At 54.5% G+C, this 21,237-nt stretch carries 19 protein-coding genes; all 19 read left to right on the top strand.

Going from position 1 to position 21,237, the window contains the following annotated elements:
- Positions 1-200: 200 nt before the first annotated feature.
- The 19 genes from AAIR21_RS01900 to wcaL all read left to right on the top strand — a co-directional run bounded on the left by AAIR21_RS01900 (position 201) and on the right by wcaL (position 21,235).
- On the top strand, positions 201-1,340 hold the full coding sequence (locus AAIR21_RS01900) for a polysaccharide export protein (protein WP_014170829.1): 1,140 nt from the start codon (positions 201-203) through the stop codon (positions 1,338-1,340).
- A gap of 6 nt (positions 1,341-1,346) precedes the next feature.
- Positions 1,347-1,790: a low molecular weight protein-tyrosine-phosphatase Wzb gene (wzb, locus tag AAIR21_RS01895; RefSeq protein ID WP_014170828.1), complete on the top strand. Its 444-nt coding sequence runs from the start codon at positions 1,347-1,349 to the stop codon at positions 1,788-1,790.
- 2 nt (positions 1,791-1,792) lie between these two features.
- On the top strand, positions 1,793-3,955 hold the full coding sequence (gene wzc, locus AAIR21_RS01890; RefSeq protein ID WP_032680628.1) for a tyrosine-protein kinase Wzc: 2,163 nt from the start codon (positions 1,793-1,795) through the stop codon (positions 3,953-3,955).
- A 22-nt stretch (positions 3,956-3,977) separates the two neighbouring features.
- Positions 3,978-4,820, top strand: a complete 843-nt coding sequence (wcaA, locus tag AAIR21_RS01885) for a colanic acid biosynthesis glycosyltransferase WcaA (protein WP_014170826.1) — start codon at positions 3,978-3,980, stop codon at positions 4,818-4,820.
- Positions 4,820-5,311: a colanic acid biosynthesis acetyltransferase WcaB gene (wcaB, locus tag AAIR21_RS01880; RefSeq protein WP_014170825.1), complete on the top strand. Its 492-nt coding sequence runs from the start codon at positions 4,820-4,822 to the stop codon at positions 5,309-5,311. Before wcaA ends, wcaB begins: the two co-directional genes overlap by 1 nt.
- Complete coding sequence (gene wcaC, locus AAIR21_RS01875; RefSeq protein ID WP_014170823.1) at positions 5,308-6,525, top strand: colanic acid biosynthesis glycosyltransferase WcaC; 1,218 nt, start codon at positions 5,308-5,310, stop codon at positions 6,523-6,525. The genes wcaB and wcaC overlap by 4 nt, the downstream gene beginning before the upstream one ends.
- On the top strand, positions 6,500-7,720 hold the full coding sequence (gene wcaD, locus AAIR21_RS01870) for a colanic acid polymerase WcaD (RefSeq protein ID WP_020883262.1): 1,221 nt from the start codon (positions 6,500-6,502) through the stop codon (positions 7,718-7,720). Before wcaC ends, wcaD begins: the two co-directional genes overlap by 26 nt.
- Positions 7,721-7,736: 16 nt before the next feature.
- Positions 7,737-8,483, top strand: coding sequence for a colanic acid biosynthesis glycosyltransferase WcaE (wcaE, locus tag AAIR21_RS01865; protein ID WP_183516155.1), 747 nt, complete (start codon positions 7,737-7,739; stop codon positions 8,481-8,483).
- A 15-nt stretch (positions 8,484-8,498) separates the two neighbouring features.
- Positions 8,499-9,047 (top strand): colanic acid biosynthesis acetyltransferase WcaF, encoded by a 549-nt coding sequence (wcaF, locus tag AAIR21_RS01860; protein ID WP_020883264.1) that lies wholly within the window; start codon positions 8,499-8,501, stop codon positions 9,045-9,047.
- A 24-nt stretch (positions 9,048-9,071) separates the two neighbouring features.
- A complete protein-coding gene (gene gmd / locus AAIR21_RS01855; protein WP_014170819.1) occupies positions 9,072-10,193 on the top strand; it encodes a GDP-mannose 4,6-dehydratase in 1,122 nt (373 codons plus the stop codon).
- A 2-nt stretch (positions 10,194-10,195) separates the two neighbouring features.
- Entirely contained in the window at positions 10,196-11,161 is a 966-nt protein-coding gene (gene fcl / locus AAIR21_RS01850) for a GDP-L-fucose synthase (protein WP_014170818.1), read from the top strand.
- A gap of 2 nt (positions 11,162-11,163) precedes the next feature.
- Positions 11,164-11,643: a GDP-mannose mannosyl hydrolase gene (locus AAIR21_RS01845; protein ID WP_072126435.1), complete on the top strand. Its 480-nt coding sequence runs from the start codon at positions 11,164-11,166 to the stop codon at positions 11,641-11,643.
- Positions 11,640-12,863, top strand: coding sequence for a colanic acid biosynthesis fucosyltransferase WcaI (gene wcaI, locus AAIR21_RS01840; RefSeq protein ID WP_183516156.1), 1,224 nt, complete (start codon positions 11,640-11,642; stop codon positions 12,861-12,863). The genes AAIR21_RS01845 and wcaI overlap by 4 nt, the downstream gene beginning before the upstream one ends.
- Positions 12,864-12,866: 3 nt before the next feature.
- A complete protein-coding gene (cpsB, locus tag AAIR21_RS01835; RefSeq protein ID WP_113656053.1) occupies positions 12,867-14,303 on the top strand; it encodes a mannose-1-phosphate guanyltransferase in 1,437 nt (478 codons plus the stop codon).
- Between the two features lie 109 nt (positions 14,304-14,412).
- Positions 14,413-15,783 carry a colanic acid biosynthesis phosphomannomutase CpsG gene (cpsG, locus tag AAIR21_RS01830; protein ID WP_032680630.1) on the top strand — a complete coding sequence of 457 codons (1,371 nt, stop codon included), beginning with the start codon at positions 14,413-14,415 and terminating at the stop codon, positions 15,781-15,783.
- 62 nt (positions 15,784-15,845) lie between these two features.
- The gene (gene wcaJ / locus AAIR21_RS01825) at positions 15,846-17,240 is read left to right on the top strand and encodes an undecaprenyl-phosphate glucose phosphotransferase (protein WP_014170813.1); all 1,395 of its coding nucleotides are present in this window, start codon (positions 15,846-15,848) and stop codon (positions 17,238-17,240) included.
- 1 nt (position 17,241) lies between these two features.
- Positions 17,242-18,720 carry a colanic acid undecaprenyl disphosphate flippase WzxC gene (wzxC, locus tag AAIR21_RS01820; RefSeq protein ID WP_434679746.1) on the top strand — a complete coding sequence of 493 codons (1,479 nt, stop codon included), beginning with the start codon at positions 17,242-17,244 and terminating at the stop codon, positions 18,718-18,720.
- 17 nt (positions 18,721-18,737) lie between these two features.
- Positions 18,738-20,018 carry a colanic acid biosynthesis pyruvyl transferase WcaK gene (gene wcaK / locus AAIR21_RS01815; RefSeq protein ID WP_434679743.1) on the top strand — a complete coding sequence of 427 codons (1,281 nt, stop codon included), beginning with the start codon at positions 18,738-18,740 and terminating at the stop codon, positions 20,016-20,018.
- Entirely contained in the window at positions 20,015-21,235 is a 1,221-nt protein-coding gene (gene wcaL / locus AAIR21_RS01810; RefSeq protein ID WP_014170810.1) for a colanic acid biosynthesis glycosyltransferase WcaL, read from the top strand. The genes wcaK and wcaL overlap by 4 nt, the downstream gene beginning before the upstream one ends.
- Positions 21,236-21,237: the final 2 nt, after the last annotated feature.

Raw genomic sequence — 21,237 nt, 5'->3', positions numbered from 1 at the left:
GAAAGCCAAGGGCGGTAGCGTGCCTGAAAGCGTGTGAATCAGCCTCGATTATTCTGTCAATAGCCAATGGATGAATAAGCTTTTTTTAGGACTGATGCCAGTTATATTTCTATTTGATTAACTGCATGCTGAAACCCAATACGACCCGGCTTATTTTAAATTGCACAGGATAATTACTCTGCCAAAGTGATAAATAATCAATGATGAAATCCAAAATGAAATTGATGCCATTATTGGTGTCTGTGACCTTGATGAGTGGTTGTACGGTCTTTCCCGGCAGCAATATGTCAACAATGGGTAAGGATGTGATCAAGCAGCAGGATGCCGATTTTGATCTCGACAAAATGGTGAATGTTTATCCACTCACGCCACGTCTGGTCGAACAATTACGCCCACGTCCGAATGTTGCTCAGCCGAATATGTCTCTGGATCAGGAGATTGCCTCCTACCAGTACCGCGTGGGGCCGGGTGATGTCATCAACGTCACCGTCTGGGACCACCCTGAACTGACCACACCAGCGGGCCAGTACCGTAGCTCAAGCGACACCGGTAACTGGGTACAGTCAGACGGCACCATGTTCTATCCCTATATTGGCAAGGTACACGTTGCCGGGAAAACGCTCGCCGAAATCCGCAGTGATATTACCGGCCGCTTAGCGCAGTACATCGCCGATCCGCAGGTGGACGTTAATATCGCCGCATTCCGCTCGCAAAAAGCCTATATCTCCGGACAGGTGAATAAATCCGGTCAACAGGCCATCACCAACGTACCGCTGACCGTTCTGGATGCCATTAACGCCGCCGGCGGTTTAACCGACGGTGCCGACTGGCGCAACGTGGTTCTGACGCACAACGGCAAAGAGCAGCGCATTTCGCTGCAGGCGCTGATGCAAAACGGTGACCTGACTCAGAACCGTCTGCTCTATCCGGGCGACATTCTCTACGTACCGCGCAATGACGATCTGAAAGTGTTCGTGATGGGCGAAGTTAAGAAACAGAGCACCCTCAAAATGGACTTCAGCGGCATGACCCTGACCGAAGCGCTGGGTAATGCAGAGGGTATTGATCTGACCACCTCCAACGCCACCGGTATCTTCGTGATCCGTCCGCTGAAAGGTGAGGGCAGTGCGAAAGGCAAGATTGCCAACATCTACCAGCTGGATATGTCCGATGCGACGTCTCTGGTGATGGCAACGGAGTTCCGTCTCCAGCCATACGATGTGGTGTATGTCACCACCGCACCGGTTGCCCGCTGGAACCGTCTGATCAACCAGTTGCTGCCAACCATCAGTGGCGTTCGCTACATGACGGATACGGCGCGCGACATTCATACCTGGTAATCCGCGATGTTTAACAAAATTCTGGTGGTATGCGTGGGGAACATTTGCCGTTCCCCCACGGCTGAACGGCTGCTGAAACTCTACCAGCCCGAACTGACCGTTGAATCCGCAGGGCTGGGTGCGCTGGTCGGTAAAGGTGCCGATGAGCGCGCAACGAGCGTGGCCCGCGATCATAACCTTTCGCTCGACGGGCACATCGCCCGTCAGGTCACCGGCCGTATGTGCCGGGAGTATGACCTGATCCTGACGATGGAAAAACGCCATATTCATGCGCTGTGTGATATCGCACCGGAGATGCGCGGCAAGGTGATGCTGTTTGGTCACTGGGACAATGAACGCGAAATCCCCGATCCATATCGCAAAAGCCATGAGGCCTTCGAGGCGGTATACACCTTACTTGACCAGTCTGCCCGTCAGTGGGCGCAGGCACTGAAAGCTCAGCAGGGATAACAATGACAGAAAAAACAAAACCTTCTGCCGCCCCGACTTCGGGCAGTGATGAAATCGATATTGGTCGCCTGGTCGGCACCGTCGTAGAGGCAAAGTGGTGGGTGCTTGGGATCACCGCCGTGTTTGCCGCGGCGGCCGTCGTCTATACGCTGTTTGCGACGCCAATCTACAGTGCCGATGCGCTGGTGCAGATTGAGCAGAATACCGGTAACTCGCTGGTGCAGGACATTGGCTCCGCACTGGCGAACAAACCGCCGGCCTCCGATGCGGAAATTCAGCTGATCCAGTCGCGCCTGGTTCTGGGTAAAACCGTTCACGACCTCGGCCTTGATATCTCCGTCACCAAAAATACCTTCCCGATCTTTGGTGCCGGCTGGGACCGTCTGATGGGACGCAGCAACGACACGGTCAAAGTGACTGACTTTGTGCTGCCAAAAGGAAGCGCGGATCAGACCTTTACCCTGACGGTGTTAGGCCCGAAACAGTACCAGTTGACCAGCGATGCGGGCTTTAGCGCGCGCGGTGAAGTGGGGCAGATGCTGACGAAAGAGGGTGTCAGCATGATGGTCAGCGCGATCCACGCCCAGGAGGGCGGTGAATTTACCGTGACCAAATTCTCCACGCTGGGAATGATTAACAATCTGCAGAACAACCTGACCGTCACCGAAAACGGCAAGGACACCGGTGTCCTGAGCATGACCTTTACCGGTGAAGATAAGGATCAGATCCGCGACATCCTCAACAGCATCACCCGTAACTATCTTGAGCAGAACGTTGAGCGTAAATCGGCTGAAGCAGCGAAAAGCCTGGCATTCCTCGCCAAACAGCTTCCGGAAGTCCGCGCCCGTCTGGATGATGCCGAGAACAAGCTGAACGCCTATCGTCAGGATAAAGACTCTGTCGACCTGCCGCTGGAAGCGAAATCCGTTCTCGACTCGATGGTTAACATTGATGCCCAGCTTAACGAGCTGACCTTCAAAGAGGCGGAGATTTCCAAGCTTTATACCAAGCGTCACCCGGCCTACCGTACGCTGCTGGAGAAACGCCGCACGCTGGAAGAAGAGAAGGCGAAACTCAACGATCGCGTCACTGCGATGCCTAAAACGCAGCAGGAAATCGTACGTCTGACCCGCGATGTGGAATCCGGACAGCAGGTGTACATGCAGCTGCTGAATAAACAGCAGGAGCTGAAAATTACCGAAGCCAGTACCGTTGGTGATGTGCGCATCGTTGACCCGGCCATCACCCAGCCAGGGGTGCTGAAGCCGAAGAAAGCCCTCATCATTCTCGGCAGCATTATTCTGGGTCTTATCCTCTCCATCGTTGGCGTGCTGCTTCGCTCGCTGTTCAACCGTGGAATCGAAAGCCCGCAGGCACTGGAAGAGAGCGGTATCAACGTCTACGCCAGCATCCCGCTGTCGGAGTGGCAAAAATCGCGTGACAGCGTCAAAACCACCAAAGGCGTTAAGCGTTACAAACAAAGCCAGCTGCTGGCAGTGGGTAACCCAACCGATCTGGCCATCGAAGCGATTCGTAGTCTGCGTACCAGTCTGCACTTCGCCATGATGCAGGCCAAAAACAACGTCCTGATGCTGACCGGTGTCAGCCCGTCAATTGGTAAGACCTTTGTCTGTGCCAACCTGGCGGCGGTAGTGAGCCAGACCAATAAACGGGTGCTGCTGATCGACTGTGATATGCGTAAGGGCTATACCCACGAACTGCTGGGTACCAATAACGTCAACGGGTTGTCGGAAATCCTGCTGGGCAAAGGTGAGATTAGCCAGAGTGCAAAACCGACGACGGTGCCGAAGTTTGACCTTATTCCGCGTGGTCAGGTGCCGCCGAATCCATCAGAGCTGCTGATGAGTGAACGTTTTAGCGAGCTGGTAGAGTGGGCGAGCAAAAACTATGACCTGGTGTTGATTGATACCCCACCGATTCTGGCGGTGACCGATGCCGCCATTGTGGGCCGCCATGCCGGCACCACGCTGATGGTGGCGCGTTACGCGGTGAACACGCTGAAGGAAGTGGAAACCAGCCTGAGCCGCTTCGAGCAAAACGGAATTGAAGTGAAAGGGGTGATCCTGAACTCCATCTTCCGTCGTGCGACCGGTTACCAGGACTACGGTTACTACGAGTACGAATACAAGTCTGACAGTCACTAATCGTTAGCTTTCGGGGAAGACCATGACTACACAACGCCCTTTAGTTTCTATTTATATGCCGACATGGAATCGTCAGCAGCTGGCGATCCGCGCAATAAAATCTGTGCTGCGACAGGATTACGATAACTGGGAACTGATCATCGTTGATGACTGTTCTTCCTCGTACGAACAGCTGCAAAAGTTTGTGACTGACCTTAACGACCCGCGCGTGGTTTACACGCACAACGAGATTAACTCCGGTGCGTGCGCGGTGCGTAACCAGGCGATTATGCAGGCTAAGGGCCAGTATCTGACCGGCATCGACGACGATGATGAATGGACGCCGAACCGTCTGTCGATCTTCCTGTCGCACAAAGCACAGCTGGTGACGCATGCGTTTTTGTATGCCAACGACTATGTCTGTCAGGGTGAAGTTTACTCGCAGCCTGCCAGCCTGCCGTTGTACCCGAAATCGCCTTACTCACGCCGCCTGTTCTATAAACGCAACATCATTGGTAATCAGGTCTTTACCTGGGCGTGGCGCTTTAAGGAGTGCCTGTTCGATACCGAGCTGAAGGCTGCGCAGGATTACGACATCTTCCTGCGCATGGTGATGGAGTATGGCGAGCCGTGGAAGGTGGAAGAGGCGACGCAGATCCTGCATATCAATCACGGGGAGATGCAAATCACCTCGTCGCCGAAGAAATTCTCTGGTTACTTCCACTTTTACCGCAAGCACAAGGACAAGTTCGACCGTGCCAGCCGGAAGTATCAGCTGTTTACCCTCTATCAGATCCGCAATAAGCGCATGAACTGGCGCACGCTGCTCACGTTGTTGTCCGTGCGTAACGGCAAGCGTCTGGCTGATGGACTTCGGGGGAAATAATGTTTCTGGAAGATTGCCGCGCTAACAGCTGGAGCCTGCGCCCGTGCTGCATGGTTCTGGCGTACCGCATCGCGCATTTTTGCTCGGTGTGGCGCAAGAAAAATGTTTTAAACAATCTCTGGGCAGCACCGGTGCTGGTGCTGTACCGCATCATTACTGAATGTTTTTTTGGTTATGAAATTCAGGCCGCTGCCACCATTGGTCGCCGTTTTACCATTCATCACGGTTATGCCGTGGTGATCAACAAATTCGTTGTAGCCGGTGATGATTTCACTATTCGCCACGCGGTCACCATCGGTAACCGTGGGCCCGACAGCCTGGCCTGCCCGGTGATTGGCAATAACGTCGAGCTGGGCGCGAACGTGGTCATCATTGGCGACATCACGATTGGTAATAACGTCACGATAGGCGCAGGCAGCGTGGTGCTGGACAGTATTCCGGATAACGCGCTGGTGGTGGGTGAGAAAGCCCGCGTGAAGGTGATCAAATGAACATTCTGCAATTTAACGTCCGTCTCGCAGAGGGCGGGGCGGCCGGTGTGGCGTTGGATCTTCATCAGCGCGCGCTGCAAAAAGGACTTCAGTCTCGTTTTATTTACGGTTATGGCAAAGGCGGTAAGAAAAGCGTCAGCCACGATAACTACCCGCAGGTGCATAAGCACACGCCGCGCCTGACTTCCGTGGCCAACATTGCCTTGTTCCGCCTGTTTAACCGCGATCTGTTTGGCAATCTTAATACCCTTTATCGCACCGTGACGCGCTCCCAGGGGCCGGTTGTACTGCATTTCCATGTGCTTCACAGCTACTGGCTGAACCTGGAAGAGGTGGTGGCGTTTTGCCAGAAGGTGCAGGCCCACAAACCGGATACCCGCTTCGTCTGGACGCTGCACGATCACTGGAGCGTGACCGGTCGCTGCGCCTTTACCGACGGGTGTGAAGGCTGGAAAAGCAACTGCCAGAAGTGCCCGACGCTGAGCAACTACCCGCCGGTGAAAGTGGATCGTGCCCATCAGCTGGTGGCCGGAAAGCGCCAGCTGTTCCGCGACATGCTCTCGCTCGGCTGTACGTTTATCTCCCCAAGCCAGCACGTTGCCGATGCCTTTAACAGTCTGTATGGGGCAGGGCGCTGTCAAATCATCAATAACGGTATCGACGTGGCGACGGAAGCGATTCTGGCCGAACTTACCCCGGTTGCAGAAACCCCGGGTAAACCAAAAATCGCTATCGTTGCGCATGACCTGCGTTACGACGGCAAAACCAATCAGCAGCTGGTGCGCGACATGATGGCGCTGGGTGACAAGATTGAACTGCACACCTTCGGCAAGTTCTCGCCGTTCGAAGGGGCTAACGTGGTGAATCACGGGTTTGAAACCGACAAGCGCAAACTGATGAGCGCCCTCAATGGGATGGATGCGCTGGTATTCAGTTCGCGCGTGGATAACTACCCGCTGATCCTGTGCGAAGCGCTCTCCATCGGTGTGCCGGTGATTGCCACCCACAGCGATGCGGCACGTGAAGTGCTGGAAAAATCGGGCGGGACCACGTTTGCGGAGCATGAGGTACTGCCTCTGGTGCAACTGCCGAAGGCGCAGATCGCGCAGGCCGTTTTTGGCACCGACCTGGAATCGTTCCGCAACCGCAGCCGCAAGGCCTACAGTGGACAACAGATGCTGGAGGAATATGTCTCGTTCTATCAGAGTCTGTAGTTATCTGCTGCTGCCGCTGATTTACCTGCTGGTCAACGTCAAAATTGCCCAGCTTGGCGAAAGCTTCCCGATAACCATAGTGACCTTCTTGCCCGTTCTGCTTCTGCTGTATGTCGACAAAATCAACCTCAAGAAGCTGATGATGGCCTTAGGGCTGGGCGTGGGTCTGACGCTATTTAACTACATCTTTGGTCAGTCTCTGGATGCCAGTAAATACGTCACCTCCACCATGCTGTTTGTTTATATCGTCATTATTATTGGCATGGTCTGGAGTATTCGTTTCAAGGTTATTTCGCCACACAATTATCGGAAAATCCTTAGGTTCTTTTATATTGCCGTTGCGTTAATTGTTATGCTTGCTGCACTGGAAATGGCGCAAATTATTTTGACCGGTGGCAGTAGCCTGATGGAGATAATTTCGAAATATCTCATTTACAGTAACAGCTATGTATTGAACTTCATCAAGTTTGGCGGAAAACGTACGACAGCCCTCTATTTTGAACCGGCGTTTTTTGCTCTGGCACTAATCTCAATTTGGCTCAGCATCAAACAGTTTGGTATCAAAACCCCTAAGACCGATGCTATGATTCTTGCAGGAATTGTTCTGTCAGGATCGTTCTCAGGGGTAATGACATTTATCCTGTTTTACCTGCTGGAGTGGGCGTTCCAGTACCTGAACAAAGATGCGATTAAGAAAAAACTGCCGCTGGCGATTATCTCTCTGACAGTATTTATGGTTGGCGTGATATTTGCCTTCCCATACATCTCAGAACGCCTGGGAGATTTGGGAACCGAAGGCTCGTCATCCTATTATCGTATCATTGGTCCGCTGGTGATGGTGGGTTATTCCTTAACCCATATCGATGGTGTAGTAAGATTCGGCTCACTTTACGAATATGTTGCATCATTCGGAATCTTTAACGGTGCGGATGTCGGTAAAACCATAGACAATGGCCTGTATCTGTTAATTATCTATTTTTCGTGGTTCGCCGTACTGTTGACACTGTGGTATCTGTTTAAAGTTTTCAAAATGATGATTAACGCGTTTGGTGATAACCAGAACTTTCGCGTGCAGCTTTATCTGTTTACACCGGTGTCGTTGTTTTTTACCGGGTCAATATTTAGCCCGGAATATGCTTTCTTGATTGTCTGTCCGTTTATTCTGCGCAAAGCGCTTAATATTACGAACGTATGACGAAATGAGGTGATTTATGTTTCTTAGCGTCATTACTGTCGCTTTTCGTAATTACGAAGGGGTGGTAAAAACCTGGCGCTCGCTGCGCAACCTGGCGTGCGATCCAAGCCTCACCTTTGAGTGGATTGTGGTCGATGGCGGCTCGAACGATGGTACGGCGGAGTTTCTGGAAAAACTCAACGGTGAGTTCAACTTACGTTTCATCAGCGAGAAAGATAAAGGCATCTACGATGCGATGAATAAAGGCATCGACATGGCGCAAGGCCGTTATGCCATCTTCCTGAATTCCGGTGACGTATTCCATGAGGATGTGGCGTTATTTGCCCGTCAGCTGGCGCGCCAGAAAGAGGATGCGATGTACATTGGCGACGCGCTGCTCGATTTTGGCGATGGCCATAAAGTTTGCCGCAGTGCGAAACCCGGCTGGTATATCTACCACAGTTTGCCTGCCAGCCATCAGGCCATTTTCTTCCCGGTAAAAGGTCTGAAAAAACAGCCTTACGATCTGCAGTATAAAGTTTCTTCAGATTATGCGCTGACTGCCAGCCTGTATAAATCAGGTTACCCGTTCCGTCGAATTAAAGGGCTGGTATCTGAATTTTCAATGGGTGGCGTGTCAACGTCTAATAATCTGGAACTGTGCCAGGATGCCAGAAATGTGCAGCGTAAAATATTAGGCGTGCCGGGGTTCTGGGCGGAATTGTCTTATTTATTACGTCTGCGTACCACCGGTAAAACGAAAACCTTATATAACAAAGCCTGAATATAAGGAAACGTAATGCAGGATCTTAAAGGTTTCTCCGTGCCGAAAGGCTTTCGGGGCGGGAGCGGTATTAAAGTGCAGTTGTGGTGGGCCGTACAGGCCACCTTATTTGCCTGGTCACCGCAAATACTGTACCGCTGGCGAGCTTTTTTATTGCGTCTGTTTGGCGCAAAAATCGGAAAAAACGTAGTCATTCGCCCGTCGGTAAAAATTACCTACCCGTGGAAATTAACGCTTGGGGATTATGCGTGGGTAGGGGATGACGCGGTGTTATATACCCTTGGCGATATTACGATTGGTGCAAATTCGGTGGTTTCACAGAAGTGTTATTTGTGCACCGGCAGTCACGATTTTATGAGTCAGCATTTTGATATTACTGCCACTCCGATTGTGATTGGCGAAAAATGTTGGCTGGCGACAGATGTTTTTGTTGCACCTGGTGTTTCTGTTGGCGATGGCACGGTAGTCGGTGCCCGCAGCAGCGTTTTTAAATCGCTACCGGCAAATAAAATTTGCCGTGGCAACCCCGCAGTGGTGATACGCGAACGCGTTGAAACTGATTAAATTCATAAGTAGAGGAATATAAACATGTCTAAAGTCGCTCTCATCACCGGCGTTACCGGACAGGATGGTTCTTACCTGGCAGAACTGCTGCTGGAAAAAGGTTATGAAGTACACGGTATTAAGCGTCGTGCTTCTTCATTCAACACCGAACGTGTGGATCACATTTATCAGGATCCTCATGCGGCGAACCCGAAATTCCATCTGCACTACGGCGACCTGACCGATACTTCCAACCTGACCCGTATTCTGCAGGAAGTGCAGCCGGATGAAGTGTACAACCTGGGCGCGATGAGCCACGTTGCGGTCTCCTTCGAATCTCCGGAATACACCGCTGACGTTGACGCAATGGGTACGCTGCGTCTGCTGGAAGCGATTCGCTTCCTCGGCCTTGAGAAGAAAACCCGTTTCTACCAGGCATCCACCTCTGAGCTGTACGGTCTGGTGCAGGAAATTCCTCAGAAAGAGACTACCCCGTTCTACCCACGTTCTCCGTACGCGGTGGCGAAACTGTACGCGTACTGGATCACCGTGAACTACCGTGAATCCTACGGCATGTATGCCTGTAACGGCATTCTGTTCAACCACGAATCCCCACGTCGCGGTGAAACATTCGTTACCCGTAAAATCACCCGCGCTATTGCTAACATCGCACAGGGTCTGGAATCTTGCCTGCACTTGGGCAACATGGATTCCCTGCGTGACTGGGGCCATGCCAAAGACTACGTAAAAATGCAGTGGATGATGCTGCAGCAGGAAAAACCAGAAGACTTCGTTATCGCAACCGGCGTGCAGTACTCCGTACGTCAGTTCGTTGAGATGGCTGCCGCTCAGCTGGGTATCAAACTGCGCTTCGAAGGTACCGGCGTGGAAGAGAAAGGCATCGTGGTTTCCGTAACCGGCCATGACGCACCGGGCGTGAAACCGGGCGACGTGATTGTACAGGTTGACCCACGTTACTTCCGTCCTGCTGAAGTGGAAACCCTGCTGGGCGACCCAACCAAAGCACACGAAACACTGGGCTGGAAACCAGAAACGACTCTGCAGGAGATGGTTTCCGAGATGGTTGCCAAAGATCTTGAAGCAGCGAAAAAACACTCCCTGCTCAAGTCACATGGCTACGAGGTTGCCATCGCGCTGGAGTCCTGAGAATGACAAAACAACGTATTTTTGTCGCGGGTCATCGCGGAATGGTGGGTTCCGCGATTGTTCGCCAGCTTGAACAGCGCGGTGATGTCGATGTGATTGTCCGTACCCGTGACGAGCTGAACCTGCTCGACAGCAAAGCGGTACAGGACTTCTTCGCCAGTGAACGTATTGACCAGGTGTATCTGGCGGCGGCGAAAGTGGGCGGCATTGTTGCCAACAACACGTATCCGGCGGATTTCATCTACGAGAACATGATGATTGAGAGCAACATCATTCACGCAGCGCATCTGCACAACGTGAATAAGCTGTTGTTCCTCGGCTCATCCTGTATCTACCCGAAAATGGCGAAGCAGCCGATCGCTGAGAGCGAACTGCTGCAGGGCACGCTGGAAGCAACCAACGAGCCGTATGCGATTGCCAAGATTGCCGGGATCAAGCTGTGCGAATCCTACAACCGTCAGTATAACCGCGACTATCGTTCGGTGATGCCGACCAACCTGTACGGACCGCATGACAACTTCCACCCGAGCAATTCGCACGTGATCCCGGCGCTGCTGCGTCGTTTCCACGAGGCAACGGCCGAAAATGCACCGGATGTGGTGGTGTGGGGCAGCGGTACGCCAATGCGTGAATTCCTGCATGTGGATGACATGGCGGCTGCCAGCATCCACGTAATGGAGCTGGATCGTGAGGTGTGGCAGGAAAACACCGAACCGATGCTGTCGCACATTAACGTCGGTACTGGCGTGGATTGCACCATTCGTGAGCTGGCGCAAACCATCGCGCAGGTGGTGGGTTACAAAGGCCGCGTGGTCTTTGACGCCACCAAACCGGACGGCACGCCGCGCAAACTGCTGGACGTGACCCGTCTGCATCAGCTGGGCTGGTATCACGAGGTATCACTGGAGCAGGGGCTGGCAAGCACCTACCAGTGGTTCCTTGAAAACCAGCACCGCTTCCGGGGGTAATGATGTTTTTAAGTCAGGAAGATTTTGCCACGGTAGTGCGTTCCACTCCGCTCATCTCAATTGATTTGGTGGTGGAGAACGAACGCGGCGAGTTCTTGCTGGGAAAACGAACCAACCGTCCTGCACAGGGCTTTTGGTTCGTGCCCGGCGGGCGCGTGCAGAAGGATGAGACGCTGGAAAATGCTTTTGAGCGTCTCACTCTGGCGGAACTGGGCCTGCAACTGCCGATGGCGGCAGGCCAGTTTTACGGGGTCTGGCAGCACTTCTATGACGATAACTTTTCGGGCACCGGTTTCACCACGCACTATGTGGTGCTCGGTTTTCGCCTGAAGGTGAGTGAGGCAGACCTGCGTCTGCCTGATTCTCAGCATGACGACTACCGCTGGCAGACGCCAGAGGCGTTGCTGGCCAGTGACAATGTGCATGACAACAGTCGTGCCTATTTCCTGGCCGATCGTCAGTCCGGAGTGCCGGGCTTATGAAAATTCTGGTGTACGGAATCAACTATTCGCCGGAGTTAACCGGCATCGGTAAATACACCGGCGAAATGGTCGAGTGGATGGCGAGCCAGGGACATGACGTGCGGGTCATTACCGCGCCGCCATACTACCCGGAATGGAAAATAGGTGAGCGCTATTCAGGCTGGCGCTACCGTCGCGAAGAGGGTGCCGCGACCGTCTGGCGTTGCCCGTTGTACGTGCCGAAACAGCCCTCAACGCTGAAGCGGTTACTTCATCTGGGCAGCTTTGCCCTGAGCAGTTTCTTCCCGCTGATGGCGCAACGTCGCTGGAAGCCGGATCGCATTATCGGTGTGGTGCCAACGCTGTTCTGCACCCCAGGCATGCGCCTGCTGGGCAAACTCTCCGGCGCGCGCACGCTGCTTCACATTCAGGATTATGAAGTGGACGCCATGCTCGGCCTGGGAATGGCCGGCAAAGGTAAGAGCGGGAAGGTGGCGAAACTCGCCAGCGCCTTCGAGCGCAGCGGCCTGCATAACGTGGATTATGTCTCGACCATCTCGCGCTCAATGATGAACAAAGCGCAGGAGAAGGGCGTACCGGCGGAAAAAGTGATCTTTTTCCCCAACTGGTCTGAAGTGGCGCGTTTTCGCGACGTGACAGACAGTGACGCGCAGGCGCTACGCGCTCAGCTCGGTCTGCCTGACGACCAAAAAATCATTCTTTACTCAGGCAACATCGGCGAGAAGCAGGGGCTTGAGAGCGTCATCGACGCCGCACAGCAACTGAGCCATCAACCCTGGATGTTTGTCATCGTCGGGCAGGGCGGCGGAAAAGCGCGACTGGAAAAAATGGCCAACGAACGCGGCCTGACGAACGTGAAATTTTTCCCGCTTCAGTCTTACGAGGCACTGCCTGCGTTGCTGAAGATGGGCGACTGCCATCTGGTGGTACAAAAGCGCGGCGCGGCAGACGCGGTGCTGCCGTCCAAGCTGACCAACATTCTGGCAGTGGGCGGTAACGCGGTGATCACGGCGGAAGCCGAAACAGAATTAGGCCAGCTGTGCGACAGCTATCCGGGGATCGCCGTTTGCGTGGAACCGGAATCGGTCCCGGCGCTGGTCACTGGCATTGAACGGGCACTTGCCATGCCAAAAACGAACACGGTGGCACGTGAATATGCCGAACGCACGCTCGAGAAAGAGAACGTGCTGAGCCAATTTATTGCAGATATACGGGGATAAATCATGAGTCAAACCACTTTGTATCCGGTTGTGATGGCAGGTGGCTCTGGTAGCCGGTTGTGGCCGCTGTCCCGCGTGCTCTATCCAAAACAGTTCCTCTGCCTGAAAGGGGAGCTCACCATGCTGCAGACGACGGTTAACCGCCTGCAGGGTGTGGAGTGTGAAAGCCCGGTGGTGATTTGTAACGAACAACACCGCTTTATTGTCGCCGAGCAGCTGCGCCAGCTGAACAAACTCACAGAAAATATCATTCTGGAGCCTGCCGGACGTAACACCGCCCCCGCGATTGCGCTGGCGGCGCTGGCGGCCAAACGCAGCAGCCCGGATTGCGATCCGCTGATGCTGGTTCTGGCTGCAGACCATGTTATTCAACAGGAAGAGTCGTTCCGCGAGGCGGTACGCGCGGCTATTCCTTACGCCGAAAACGGCAAACTGGTGACTTTCGGCATCGTGCCGGACCTGCCGGAAACCGGCTACGGGTATATTCGTCGTGGCAATGTGACCCCTGGCGAAGGCGACAGCGTAGCGTTTGACGTGGCGCAGTTTGTCGAAAAACCGAATCTGGAAACCGCGCAGGCGTATGTGGCCAGCGGTGAATATTACTGGAACAGCGGGATGTTCCTGTTCCGCGCTGGCCGCTACCTGGAAGAGCTGCGCAAATATCGCCCGGATATTCTGGACGCCTGCGAGAAAGCGATGGCGGTAGTGGATCCGGATCTCGATTTTATCCGTGTTGACGAAGCGTCTTTCCTCGCCTGCCCGGAAGAGTCAATTGACTATGCGGTAATGGAACGCACGGCCGATGCCGTTGTGGTACCGATGGATGCGGGCTGGAGCGATGTTGGTTCCTGGTCCTCCCTGTGGGAGATCAGCGCTCATACCCCGGAGGGTAACGTCCATCACGGTGATGTTATCAGCCACAAAACGGAAAACAGCTATATCTACGCCGAGTCCGGTCTGGTGACCACAGTCGGCGTGAAGGATCTGGTGGTCGTACAGACGAAAGACGCCGTGCTGATTGCTGACCGTAATGCCGTGCAGGACGTTAAAAAAGTGGTGGAGAAGATCAAGGCCGATGGTCGCCATGAACACCATATCCACCGCGAAGTGTATCGTCCGTGGGGCAAATATGACTCCATCGATGCCGGTGAACGTTACCAGGTGAAACGCATCACCGTGAAACCGGGGGAGGGGCTGTCGGTACAGATGCACCACCACCGTGCCGAGCACTGGGTCGTGGTGGCGGGTACCGCCAAAGTCACGATTGATGGCGAAGTGAAACTGCTGGGCGAAAACGAGTCAATCTATATTCCGCTGGGAGCCACGCACTGTCTGGAAAACCCGGGGAAAATTCCTCTCGACTTAATTGAAGTGCGCTCCGGTTCGTACCTGGAAGAAGACGATATTGTCCGTTTCCAGGACCGTTACGGGCGGGTATAGCGCCGTCTCTAAAGCCGGATAGCGTTTCGCGCATCCGGCCTGCGAATGAATAAAAACAAATTTGCCTGTTAATCGGGCGGGCCAACTGTTGCCTGAAAAAGGGGTCATCATGGAAAAATTAACCTGTTTTAAAGCCTACGATATTCGCGGCAAGCTGGGCGAAGAGCTGAATGAAGACATTGCGTGGCGCATTGGCCGCGCATACGGCGAATATCTTAAGCCACAAACGATTGTCCTGGGCGGCGATGTGCGTCTGACCAGTGAGTCCCTGAAGCTGGCGCTGGCAAAAGGGCTGCAGGATGCGGGAGTGGACGTGCTGGATATCGGCTTGTCCGGCACCGAAGAGATTTACTTTGCCACCTTCCACCTCGGCGTGGACGGCGGTATCGAAGTGACGGCCAGCCATAACCCAATGGACTACAACGGTATGAAGCTGGTGCGCAAGGGCGCGCGTCCTATCAGCGGCGATACCGGTCTGCGTGACGTGCAGCGTCTCGCCGAAGCTAACGATTTCCCGCCGGTGAATGAAGCGAAACGCGGCAGCTATAAGCAGATCGACCTGCGTAAAGCGTACATCGACCACCTGCTGGGCTACATCAACGTTGCAAACCTGAAACCGCTGAAGCTGGTGATCAACTCCGGTAACGGCGCGGCCGGCCCGGTGGTGGATGCGCTCGAAGCCCGCTTTAAGGCCCTGAACGTGCCGGTAACCTTCGTTAAGGTCCATAACACCCCGGACGGCAACTTCCCGAACGGTATCCCGAACCCGCTGCTGCCGGAGTGCCGCGACGACACCCGTAACGCGGTCATCGAACACGGTGCCGATATGGGTATCGCCTTTGACGGCGATTTCGACCGCTGTTTCCTGTTCGACGAAAAAGGCCAGTTCATCGAAGGCTACTACATTGTCGGCCTGCTGGCGGAAGCGTTCCTTGAGAAAAACCCGGGCGCGAAGATCATTCACGATCCGCGTCTGTCCTGGAACACCGTGGATGTGGTGAACGCCGCGGGCGGCCAGCCGGTGATGTCCAAAACCGGTCATGCCTTCATCAAAGAGCGTATGCGCGAAGAAGACGCCATTTATGGCGGCGAGATGAGCGCCCACCACTATTTCCGTGATTTTGCCTACTGCGACAGCGGGATGATCCCGTGGCTGCTGGTGACCGAGCTGCTGTGTCTGAAAGGGCAGACCCTTGGCGAGTTGGTACGCGACCGCATGGCGGCCTTCCCGGCAAGTGGCGAAATCAACAGCAAACTGGCGCAGCCGGCCGAGGCCATTGCCCGCGTGGAGCAGCATTTTGCCCTCCATGCGCTGGAAATTGACCGTACCGACGGCATCAGCATGGCGTTCCCGCAGTGGCGTTTTAACCTGCGCTCTTCAAATACCGAGCCGGTGGTGCGCCTGAACGTGGAATCCCGCGCGGATACCGCGCTGATGGAAGCGCGAACGAAGGACATTCTGGCGCTGTTGAATCAGTAAATAGCTTTCCCCCTCACCCTGATGTGGGGTGAGGGGGCAGGTGTTGAACTAAAGGAACAACGATGACGAATCTAAAAAAACGCGAACGAGCGAGAACGAATGCATCGTTAATCTCCATGGTGCAGCGTTTTTCTGATATCACCATCATGGTCGGCGGATTATGGGTGGTGAGTTGGGTAAGCGGGCAATCCTTCTTCTACATGCATCTGCTCATGGCGCTGATTGCGCTGGTTGTGTTCCAGATGATCGGGGGGATGACCGACTTCTACCGTTCGTGGCGTGGTGTGAAAATGACCACCGAACTGATGCTGTTGCTGCAGAACTGGACATTAAGCCTGATCTTCAGTGCAGGGCTGGTGGCATTCAGCCATGATTTTGATAATCGCCTCGTGACGTATCTGTGCTGGTATCTGATTACCAGCGTCGGCATGGTGGTATGCCGCACCCTGATCCGTTTTGGCGCCGGCTGGCTGCGTAACCGCGGTTATAACCGTCGCTTTGTCGCCGTAGCGGGGGATTTGCCGGTAGGGAAGGTGCTTCTCGATAGCTTCCGCAAAGAGCCATGGTTAGGTTTTGAAGTGGTCGGGATTTATCACGACGCGAAGCCTGGCGGCGTGCCTTCAGACTGGGCTGGTAATTACGAACAGCTTATTGAGGACGCGAAAGCCGGCAAAATTCATAATGTCTACATCGCGATGCAGATGAAAGATGAATCCCGCATTAAGAAACTGATGCGTGAACTGGCCGATACCACCTGTTCGGTGATCCTGATCCCGGACGTCTTTACCTTTAACATCCTCCACTCCCGTATTGAAGAAGTGAACGGCGTGCCGGTCGTGCCGCTGTATGACACCCCGCTGTCGGGTATCAATCGCGTGCTCAAGCGCCTGGAAGATATCGTGCTCTCTTCACTGATCTTACTGCTGATCTCCCCGGTGCTGTGCTGCATTGCTCTGGCGGTGAAGCTGAGCTCCCCGGGCCCGGTTATTTTCCGTCAGACCCGCTACGGCATGGACGGTAAGCCCATCATGGTGTGGAAATTCCGCTCAATGAAGGTGATGGAGAACGACAAGGTCGTGACCCAGGCGACGCAGAACGATCCACGCGTTACGCGGGTGGGGAACTTCCTGCGCCGTACCTCGCTGGATGAGCTGCCGCAGTTTATCAACGTCTTTACCGGTGGCATGTCGATTGTCGGACCCCGTCCCCATGCCGTGGCTCACAACGAACAGTACCGCTCGCTGATTGAAGGCTACATGTTGCGCCATAAAGTGAAGCCAGGCATTACAGGCTGGGCGCAGATCAACGGCTGGCGCGGCGAGACCGACACGCTGGAAAAAATGGAAAAACGCATCGAATTCGACCTGGAGTACATCCGTGAATGGAGCCTCTGGTTCGATATCAAGATCGTCTTTCTGACCATCTTCAAAGGTTTCGTGAACAAAGCGGCGTACTAAGATGAGCTTACGTGAAAAAACCATCAGCGGCGCCAAATGGTCAGCGATGGCGACCATTGTCATCATTGGCCTCGGCCTGGTGCAGATGACGGTGCTGGCGCGCATTATCGATAACCACCAGTTCGGTCTGCTGACCGTCTCGCTGGTGATTATCGCGCTGGCCGATACGTTGTCTGACTTCGGCATTGCTAACTCGATTATCCAGCGCAAAGAGATCAGCCATCTGGAACTGACCACGCTCTACTGGCTGAACGTTGGGCTGGGGGTGTTCGTTTTCGTGCTGGTGTTCCTGTTGAGCGATACCATCGCCAGCGTGCTGCACAACCCCGATCTGGCACCGCTGATGCGTACGCTCTCGTTTGCTTTTGTGGTGATCCCGCACGGGCAACAGTTCCGCGCGCTGATGCAGAAAGAGCTGGAATTCAACAAGATTGGGATGATCGAGACCAGCGCCGTTCTCGCAGGGTTTACCTTTACCGTGGTCAGCGCCCATTTCTGGCCGCTGGCCATGACCGCTATCCTCGGGTATCTGGTTAACTCTGCTGTGCGTACGCTGCTGTTCGGCTACTTTGGCCGCAAGATTTACCGTCCTGGGCTGCATTTCTCTCTCGCTTCGGTGTCATCCAACCTGCGTTTTGGTGCGTGGCTCACCGCCGACAGCATCATCAACTATGTCAACACCAACCTCTCCACGCTGGTGCTGGCACGCATCCTCGGCGCGAGCGTCGCGGGGGGGTACAACCTGGCGTACAACGTCGCGGTAGTACCACCAATGAAGCTCAACCCGATTATCACCCGCGTACTGTTCCCGGCGTTCGCCAAAATTCAGGACGACACCGAGAAGCTGCGCGTCAATTTTTACAAGCTGCTCTCTGTGGTGGGCATTATCAATTTCCCGGTTTTGCTGGGGCTGATGGTGGTCTCGAGCAACTTCGTGCCGCTGGTGTTTGGCGAGAAGTGGAACAGCATTATCCCGATCCTGCAGCTGCTGTGCGTGGTGGGGCTGCTGCGATCCGTTGGCAACCCGATTGGCTCACTGCTGATGGCTAAAGCGCGGGTTGATATCAGCTTCAAATTCAACGTGTTTAAAACGTTCCTGTTTATTCCGGCGATTATCGTCGGTGGACATATGGCCGGCGCCATTGGGGTCACGCTTGGTTTTCTGCTGGTGCAGATCATCAACACCATACTGAGCTACTTCGTGATGATCAAGCCGGTGCTGGGCTCCAGCTACCGGCAGTACATTCTGAGCCTGTGGCTGCCGTTTTATCTGTCACTGCCTACCCTTGCGGTGAGCTATAACCTGGGCATCGTGCTCACTGGCCATCTGCCGCTCGCGGCCATGCTGGCAATACAGGTCGCAGCAGGTGCACTGGCGTTTGGCGTGATGATTGTGCTGTCACGTAATGCGCTGGTGGTGGAGATGAAGCGCCAGTTTTGCCGTAACGAAAAAATGAAAACGCTGCTTCGCGCAGGCTAGTTATTTAAGAGGCCATTATGAAATTACTTATTCTTGGCAACCATACCTGCGGCAACCGTGGCGACAGCGCCATTCTGCGCGGTTTATTGGATGCGATTAACACCCTTAAGCCTGAGACTGAAGTGGACGTGATGAGCCGTTATCCGGTCAGCTCTTCCTGGTTATTGAACCGCCCGGTAATGGGCGACCCGCTCTACGGCCAGATGAAGCAGCACAACAACGCCGCCGGCGTGATGGGACGCGTGAAGAAAGTTCTGCGCCGTCGCTATCAGCACCAGGTGTTGCTGTCCCGTGTAACTGATACCGGCAAGCTGCGTAACATCGCCATTGCTCAGGGCTTCACGGATTTCGTTCGACTGCTGTCGGGCTACGACGCCATTATTCAGGTCGGCGGATCGTTCTTCGTCGATCTTTACGGTGTGCCTCAGTTTGAGCACGCACTTTGCACATTCATGGCGAAAAAACCGCTGTTTATGATTGGTCACAGCGTCGGGCCGTTCCAGGATCCGCAGTTTAACCAGCTGGCAAACTATGTCTTCGGCCACTGCGATGCCCTGATCCTGCGTGAGTCGGTAAGCCTCGATATGATGAAACGCAGCGAGATTGACACCTCTAAAGTCGAACACGGGGTGGACACCGCCTGGCTGGTGGATCATCAGGACGACAGTTTCCAGGCGAGCTACGCAGTGCAGCACTGGCTGGACGTGGCGGCGAAACAGAAAACGGTCGCCATCACCCTGCGCGAACTTGCACCGTTTGATAAACGTTTAGGCACCACCCAGGCGGCGTATGAGAAAGCGTTTGCTGACGTGGTTAACCGTGTGCTGGACAGCGGATACCAGGTGCTGGCGCTTTCAACCTGTACCGGCATCGACAGCTATAACAAAGATGACCGCATGGTGGCGCTGAACCTGCGCAACCTGGTAAACGATCCGTCCCGTTATCACGTGGTGATGGACGAACTGAACGACCTCGAGATGGGCAAATTGCTCTCAGCCTGTGACCTCACCGTGGGCACGCGTCTGCACTCGGCGATCATTTCGATGAACTTTGGCACGCCGGCCATTGCGATTAACTACGAGCACAAGTCAGCCGGCATTATGCAGCAGCTTGGCATGCCTGAAATGGCCGTTGATATTCGTCATCTGCTGGATGGTTCGCTTGGCGCGATGGTGGGCGATACCCTGGGGCAACTGCCTGCCATCAATGAACGCCTGGCCGTCGCGGTGAAAGCCGAGCGCGAGAAGGGAATTGGGATGGTGAAATCGGTGCTCGACCGCGTCCGGGAGGGGAAATGAAGGTTGGTTTCTTCTTACTGAAATTTCCGCTGTCGTCTGAAACCTTTGTGCTGAACCAAATCACCGCGTTTATCGATATGGGATACGACGTGGAGATCATCGCCCTGCAAAAGGGCGATACACAAAATACCCATGCGGCGTATACGCAGTATGGACTGGAGGCGAAAACCCGCTGGCTGCAGGACGAGCCCTCAGGAAGAGTAAATAAGCTGCGCCACCGGGCCAGCCAGACCTTACGCGGGATCCATCGTGCGTCGACCTGGCGCGCGCTGAATGTTTCCCGCTATGGCGCGGAATCTCGCAACCTGATCCTGTCCGCCATTTGTGGTCAAACGGCGCAGCCGTACCGCGCCGATGTGTTTATTGCTCACTTTGGCCCGGCGGGCGTGACCGCCGCCAAACTGCGTGAGCTGGGGGTGATTGACGGTAAGATTGCGACCATCTTCCACGGTATCGACATCTCCAGCCGCGAAGTATTGAACCACTACACGCCGGAGTATCAGCAGCTTTTCCGCCGTGGCGACATGATGCTGCCCATCAGCGACCTGTGGGCCGGGCGTCTGAAAAACATGGGCTGTCCGCAGGAAAAAATCACCGTTTCGCGTATGGGCGTGGATTTAGAGCGCTTTACCCGCCGCCCGGTCAAGGTGCCGGGAAAACCGCTGCAGATAATCTCTGTTGCGCGTCTGACGGAGAAAAAAGGTCTGCACGTCGCCATCGAAGCCTGCCGCCAGCTGCGAGCGCGCGGCGTGGATTTCCGCTATCGCATTCTCGGTATTGGCCCGTGGGAGCGTCGTCTTCGCACGCTTATCGAACAGTATCAGCTGGAAGATTACGTGGAGATGCCAGGTTTTAAGCCAAGCCACGAGGTGAAGGCCATGCTGGATGAGGCGGATGTATTCCTGCTGCCTTCCGTGACCGGCGCCGATGGCGATATGGAGGGGATCCCGGTTGCGTTAATGGAGGCGATGGCCGTCGGTATTCCGGTGGTGTCGACCCTGCACAGCGGGATCCCGGAGTTAATCAAGTCTGATTACTCCGGCTGGCTGGTACCGGAGAATAATGCGATGGCCCTTGCGGATCGTTTAGCCGAATTTAGCGGCATCGACCAACAGGCGCTGGAGCCCGTTATCCACAACGCCCGACAAAAAGTTGAAGCAGATTTTAACCAGCAGGTGATTAATCGCCAGTTAGCGAGCCTGCTGCAAACGTTGTAACG

This window comes from Enterobacter sp. PTB, assembly GCF_051130085.1.
GTDB lineage: Bacteria > Pseudomonadota > Gammaproteobacteria > Enterobacterales > Enterobacteriaceae > Enterobacter > Enterobacter ludwigii.
Note: the sequence above shows the minus strand (reverse complement) of the source record. Positions and strands in the feature narration are given on the sequence as shown.

Excerpts from the sequence above, each read along its gene's own strand:
- AAIR21_RS01900 (WP_014170829.1), top strand. The coding sequence starts at position 201 with ATGATGAAATCCAAAATGAAATTGATGCCATTATTGGTGTCTGTGACC.
- wzb (WP_014170828.1), top strand. The coding sequence starts at position 1,347 with ATGTTTAACAAAATTCTGGTGGTATGCGTGGGGAACATTTGCCGTTCC.
- wzc (WP_032680628.1), top strand. The coding sequence starts at position 1,793 with ATGACAGAAAAAACAAAACCTTCTGCCGCCCCGACTTCGGGCAGTGAT.
- wcaA (WP_014170826.1), top strand. The coding sequence starts at position 3,978 with ATGACTACACAACGCCCTTTAGTTTCTATTTATATGCCGACATGGAAT.
- wcaB (WP_014170825.1), top strand. The coding sequence starts at position 4,820 with ATGTTTCTGGAAGATTGCCGCGCTAACAGCTGGAGCCTGCGCCCGTGC.
- wcaC (WP_014170823.1), top strand. The coding sequence starts at position 5,308 with ATGAACATTCTGCAATTTAACGTCCGTCTCGCAGAGGGCGGGGCGGCC.
- wcaD (WP_020883262.1), top strand. The coding sequence starts at position 6,500 with ATGTCTCGTTCTATCAGAGTCTGTAGTTATCTGCTGCTGCCGCTGATT.
- wcaE (WP_183516155.1), top strand. The coding sequence starts at position 7,737 with ATGTTTCTTAGCGTCATTACTGTCGCTTTTCGTAATTACGAAGGGGTG.
- wcaF (WP_020883264.1), top strand. The coding sequence starts at position 8,499 with ATGCAGGATCTTAAAGGTTTCTCCGTGCCGAAAGGCTTTCGGGGCGGG.
- gmd (WP_014170819.1), top strand. The coding sequence starts at position 9,072 with ATGTCTAAAGTCGCTCTCATCACCGGCGTTACCGGACAGGATGGTTCT.
- fcl (WP_014170818.1), top strand. The coding sequence starts at position 10,196 with ATGACAAAACAACGTATTTTTGTCGCGGGTCATCGCGGAATGGTGGGT.
- AAIR21_RS01845 (WP_072126435.1), top strand. The coding sequence starts at position 11,164 with ATGTTTTTAAGTCAGGAAGATTTTGCCACGGTAGTGCGTTCCACTCCG.
- wcaI (WP_183516156.1), top strand. The coding sequence starts at position 11,640 with ATGAAAATTCTGGTGTACGGAATCAACTATTCGCCGGAGTTAACCGGC.
- cpsB (WP_113656053.1), top strand. The coding sequence starts at position 12,867 with ATGAGTCAAACCACTTTGTATCCGGTTGTGATGGCAGGTGGCTCTGGT.
- cpsG (WP_032680630.1), top strand. The coding sequence starts at position 14,413 with ATGGAAAAATTAACCTGTTTTAAAGCCTACGATATTCGCGGCAAGCTG.
- wcaJ (WP_014170813.1), top strand. The coding sequence starts at position 15,846 with ATGACGAATCTAAAAAAACGCGAACGAGCGAGAACGAATGCATCGTTA.
- wzxC (WP_434679746.1), top strand. The coding sequence starts at position 17,242 with ATGAGCTTACGTGAAAAAACCATCAGCGGCGCCAAATGGTCAGCGATG.
- wcaK (WP_434679743.1), top strand. The coding sequence starts at position 18,738 with ATGAAATTACTTATTCTTGGCAACCATACCTGCGGCAACCGTGGCGAC.
- wcaL (WP_014170810.1), top strand. The coding sequence starts at position 20,015 with ATGAAGGTTGGTTTCTTCTTACTGAAATTTCCGCTGTCGTCTGAAACC.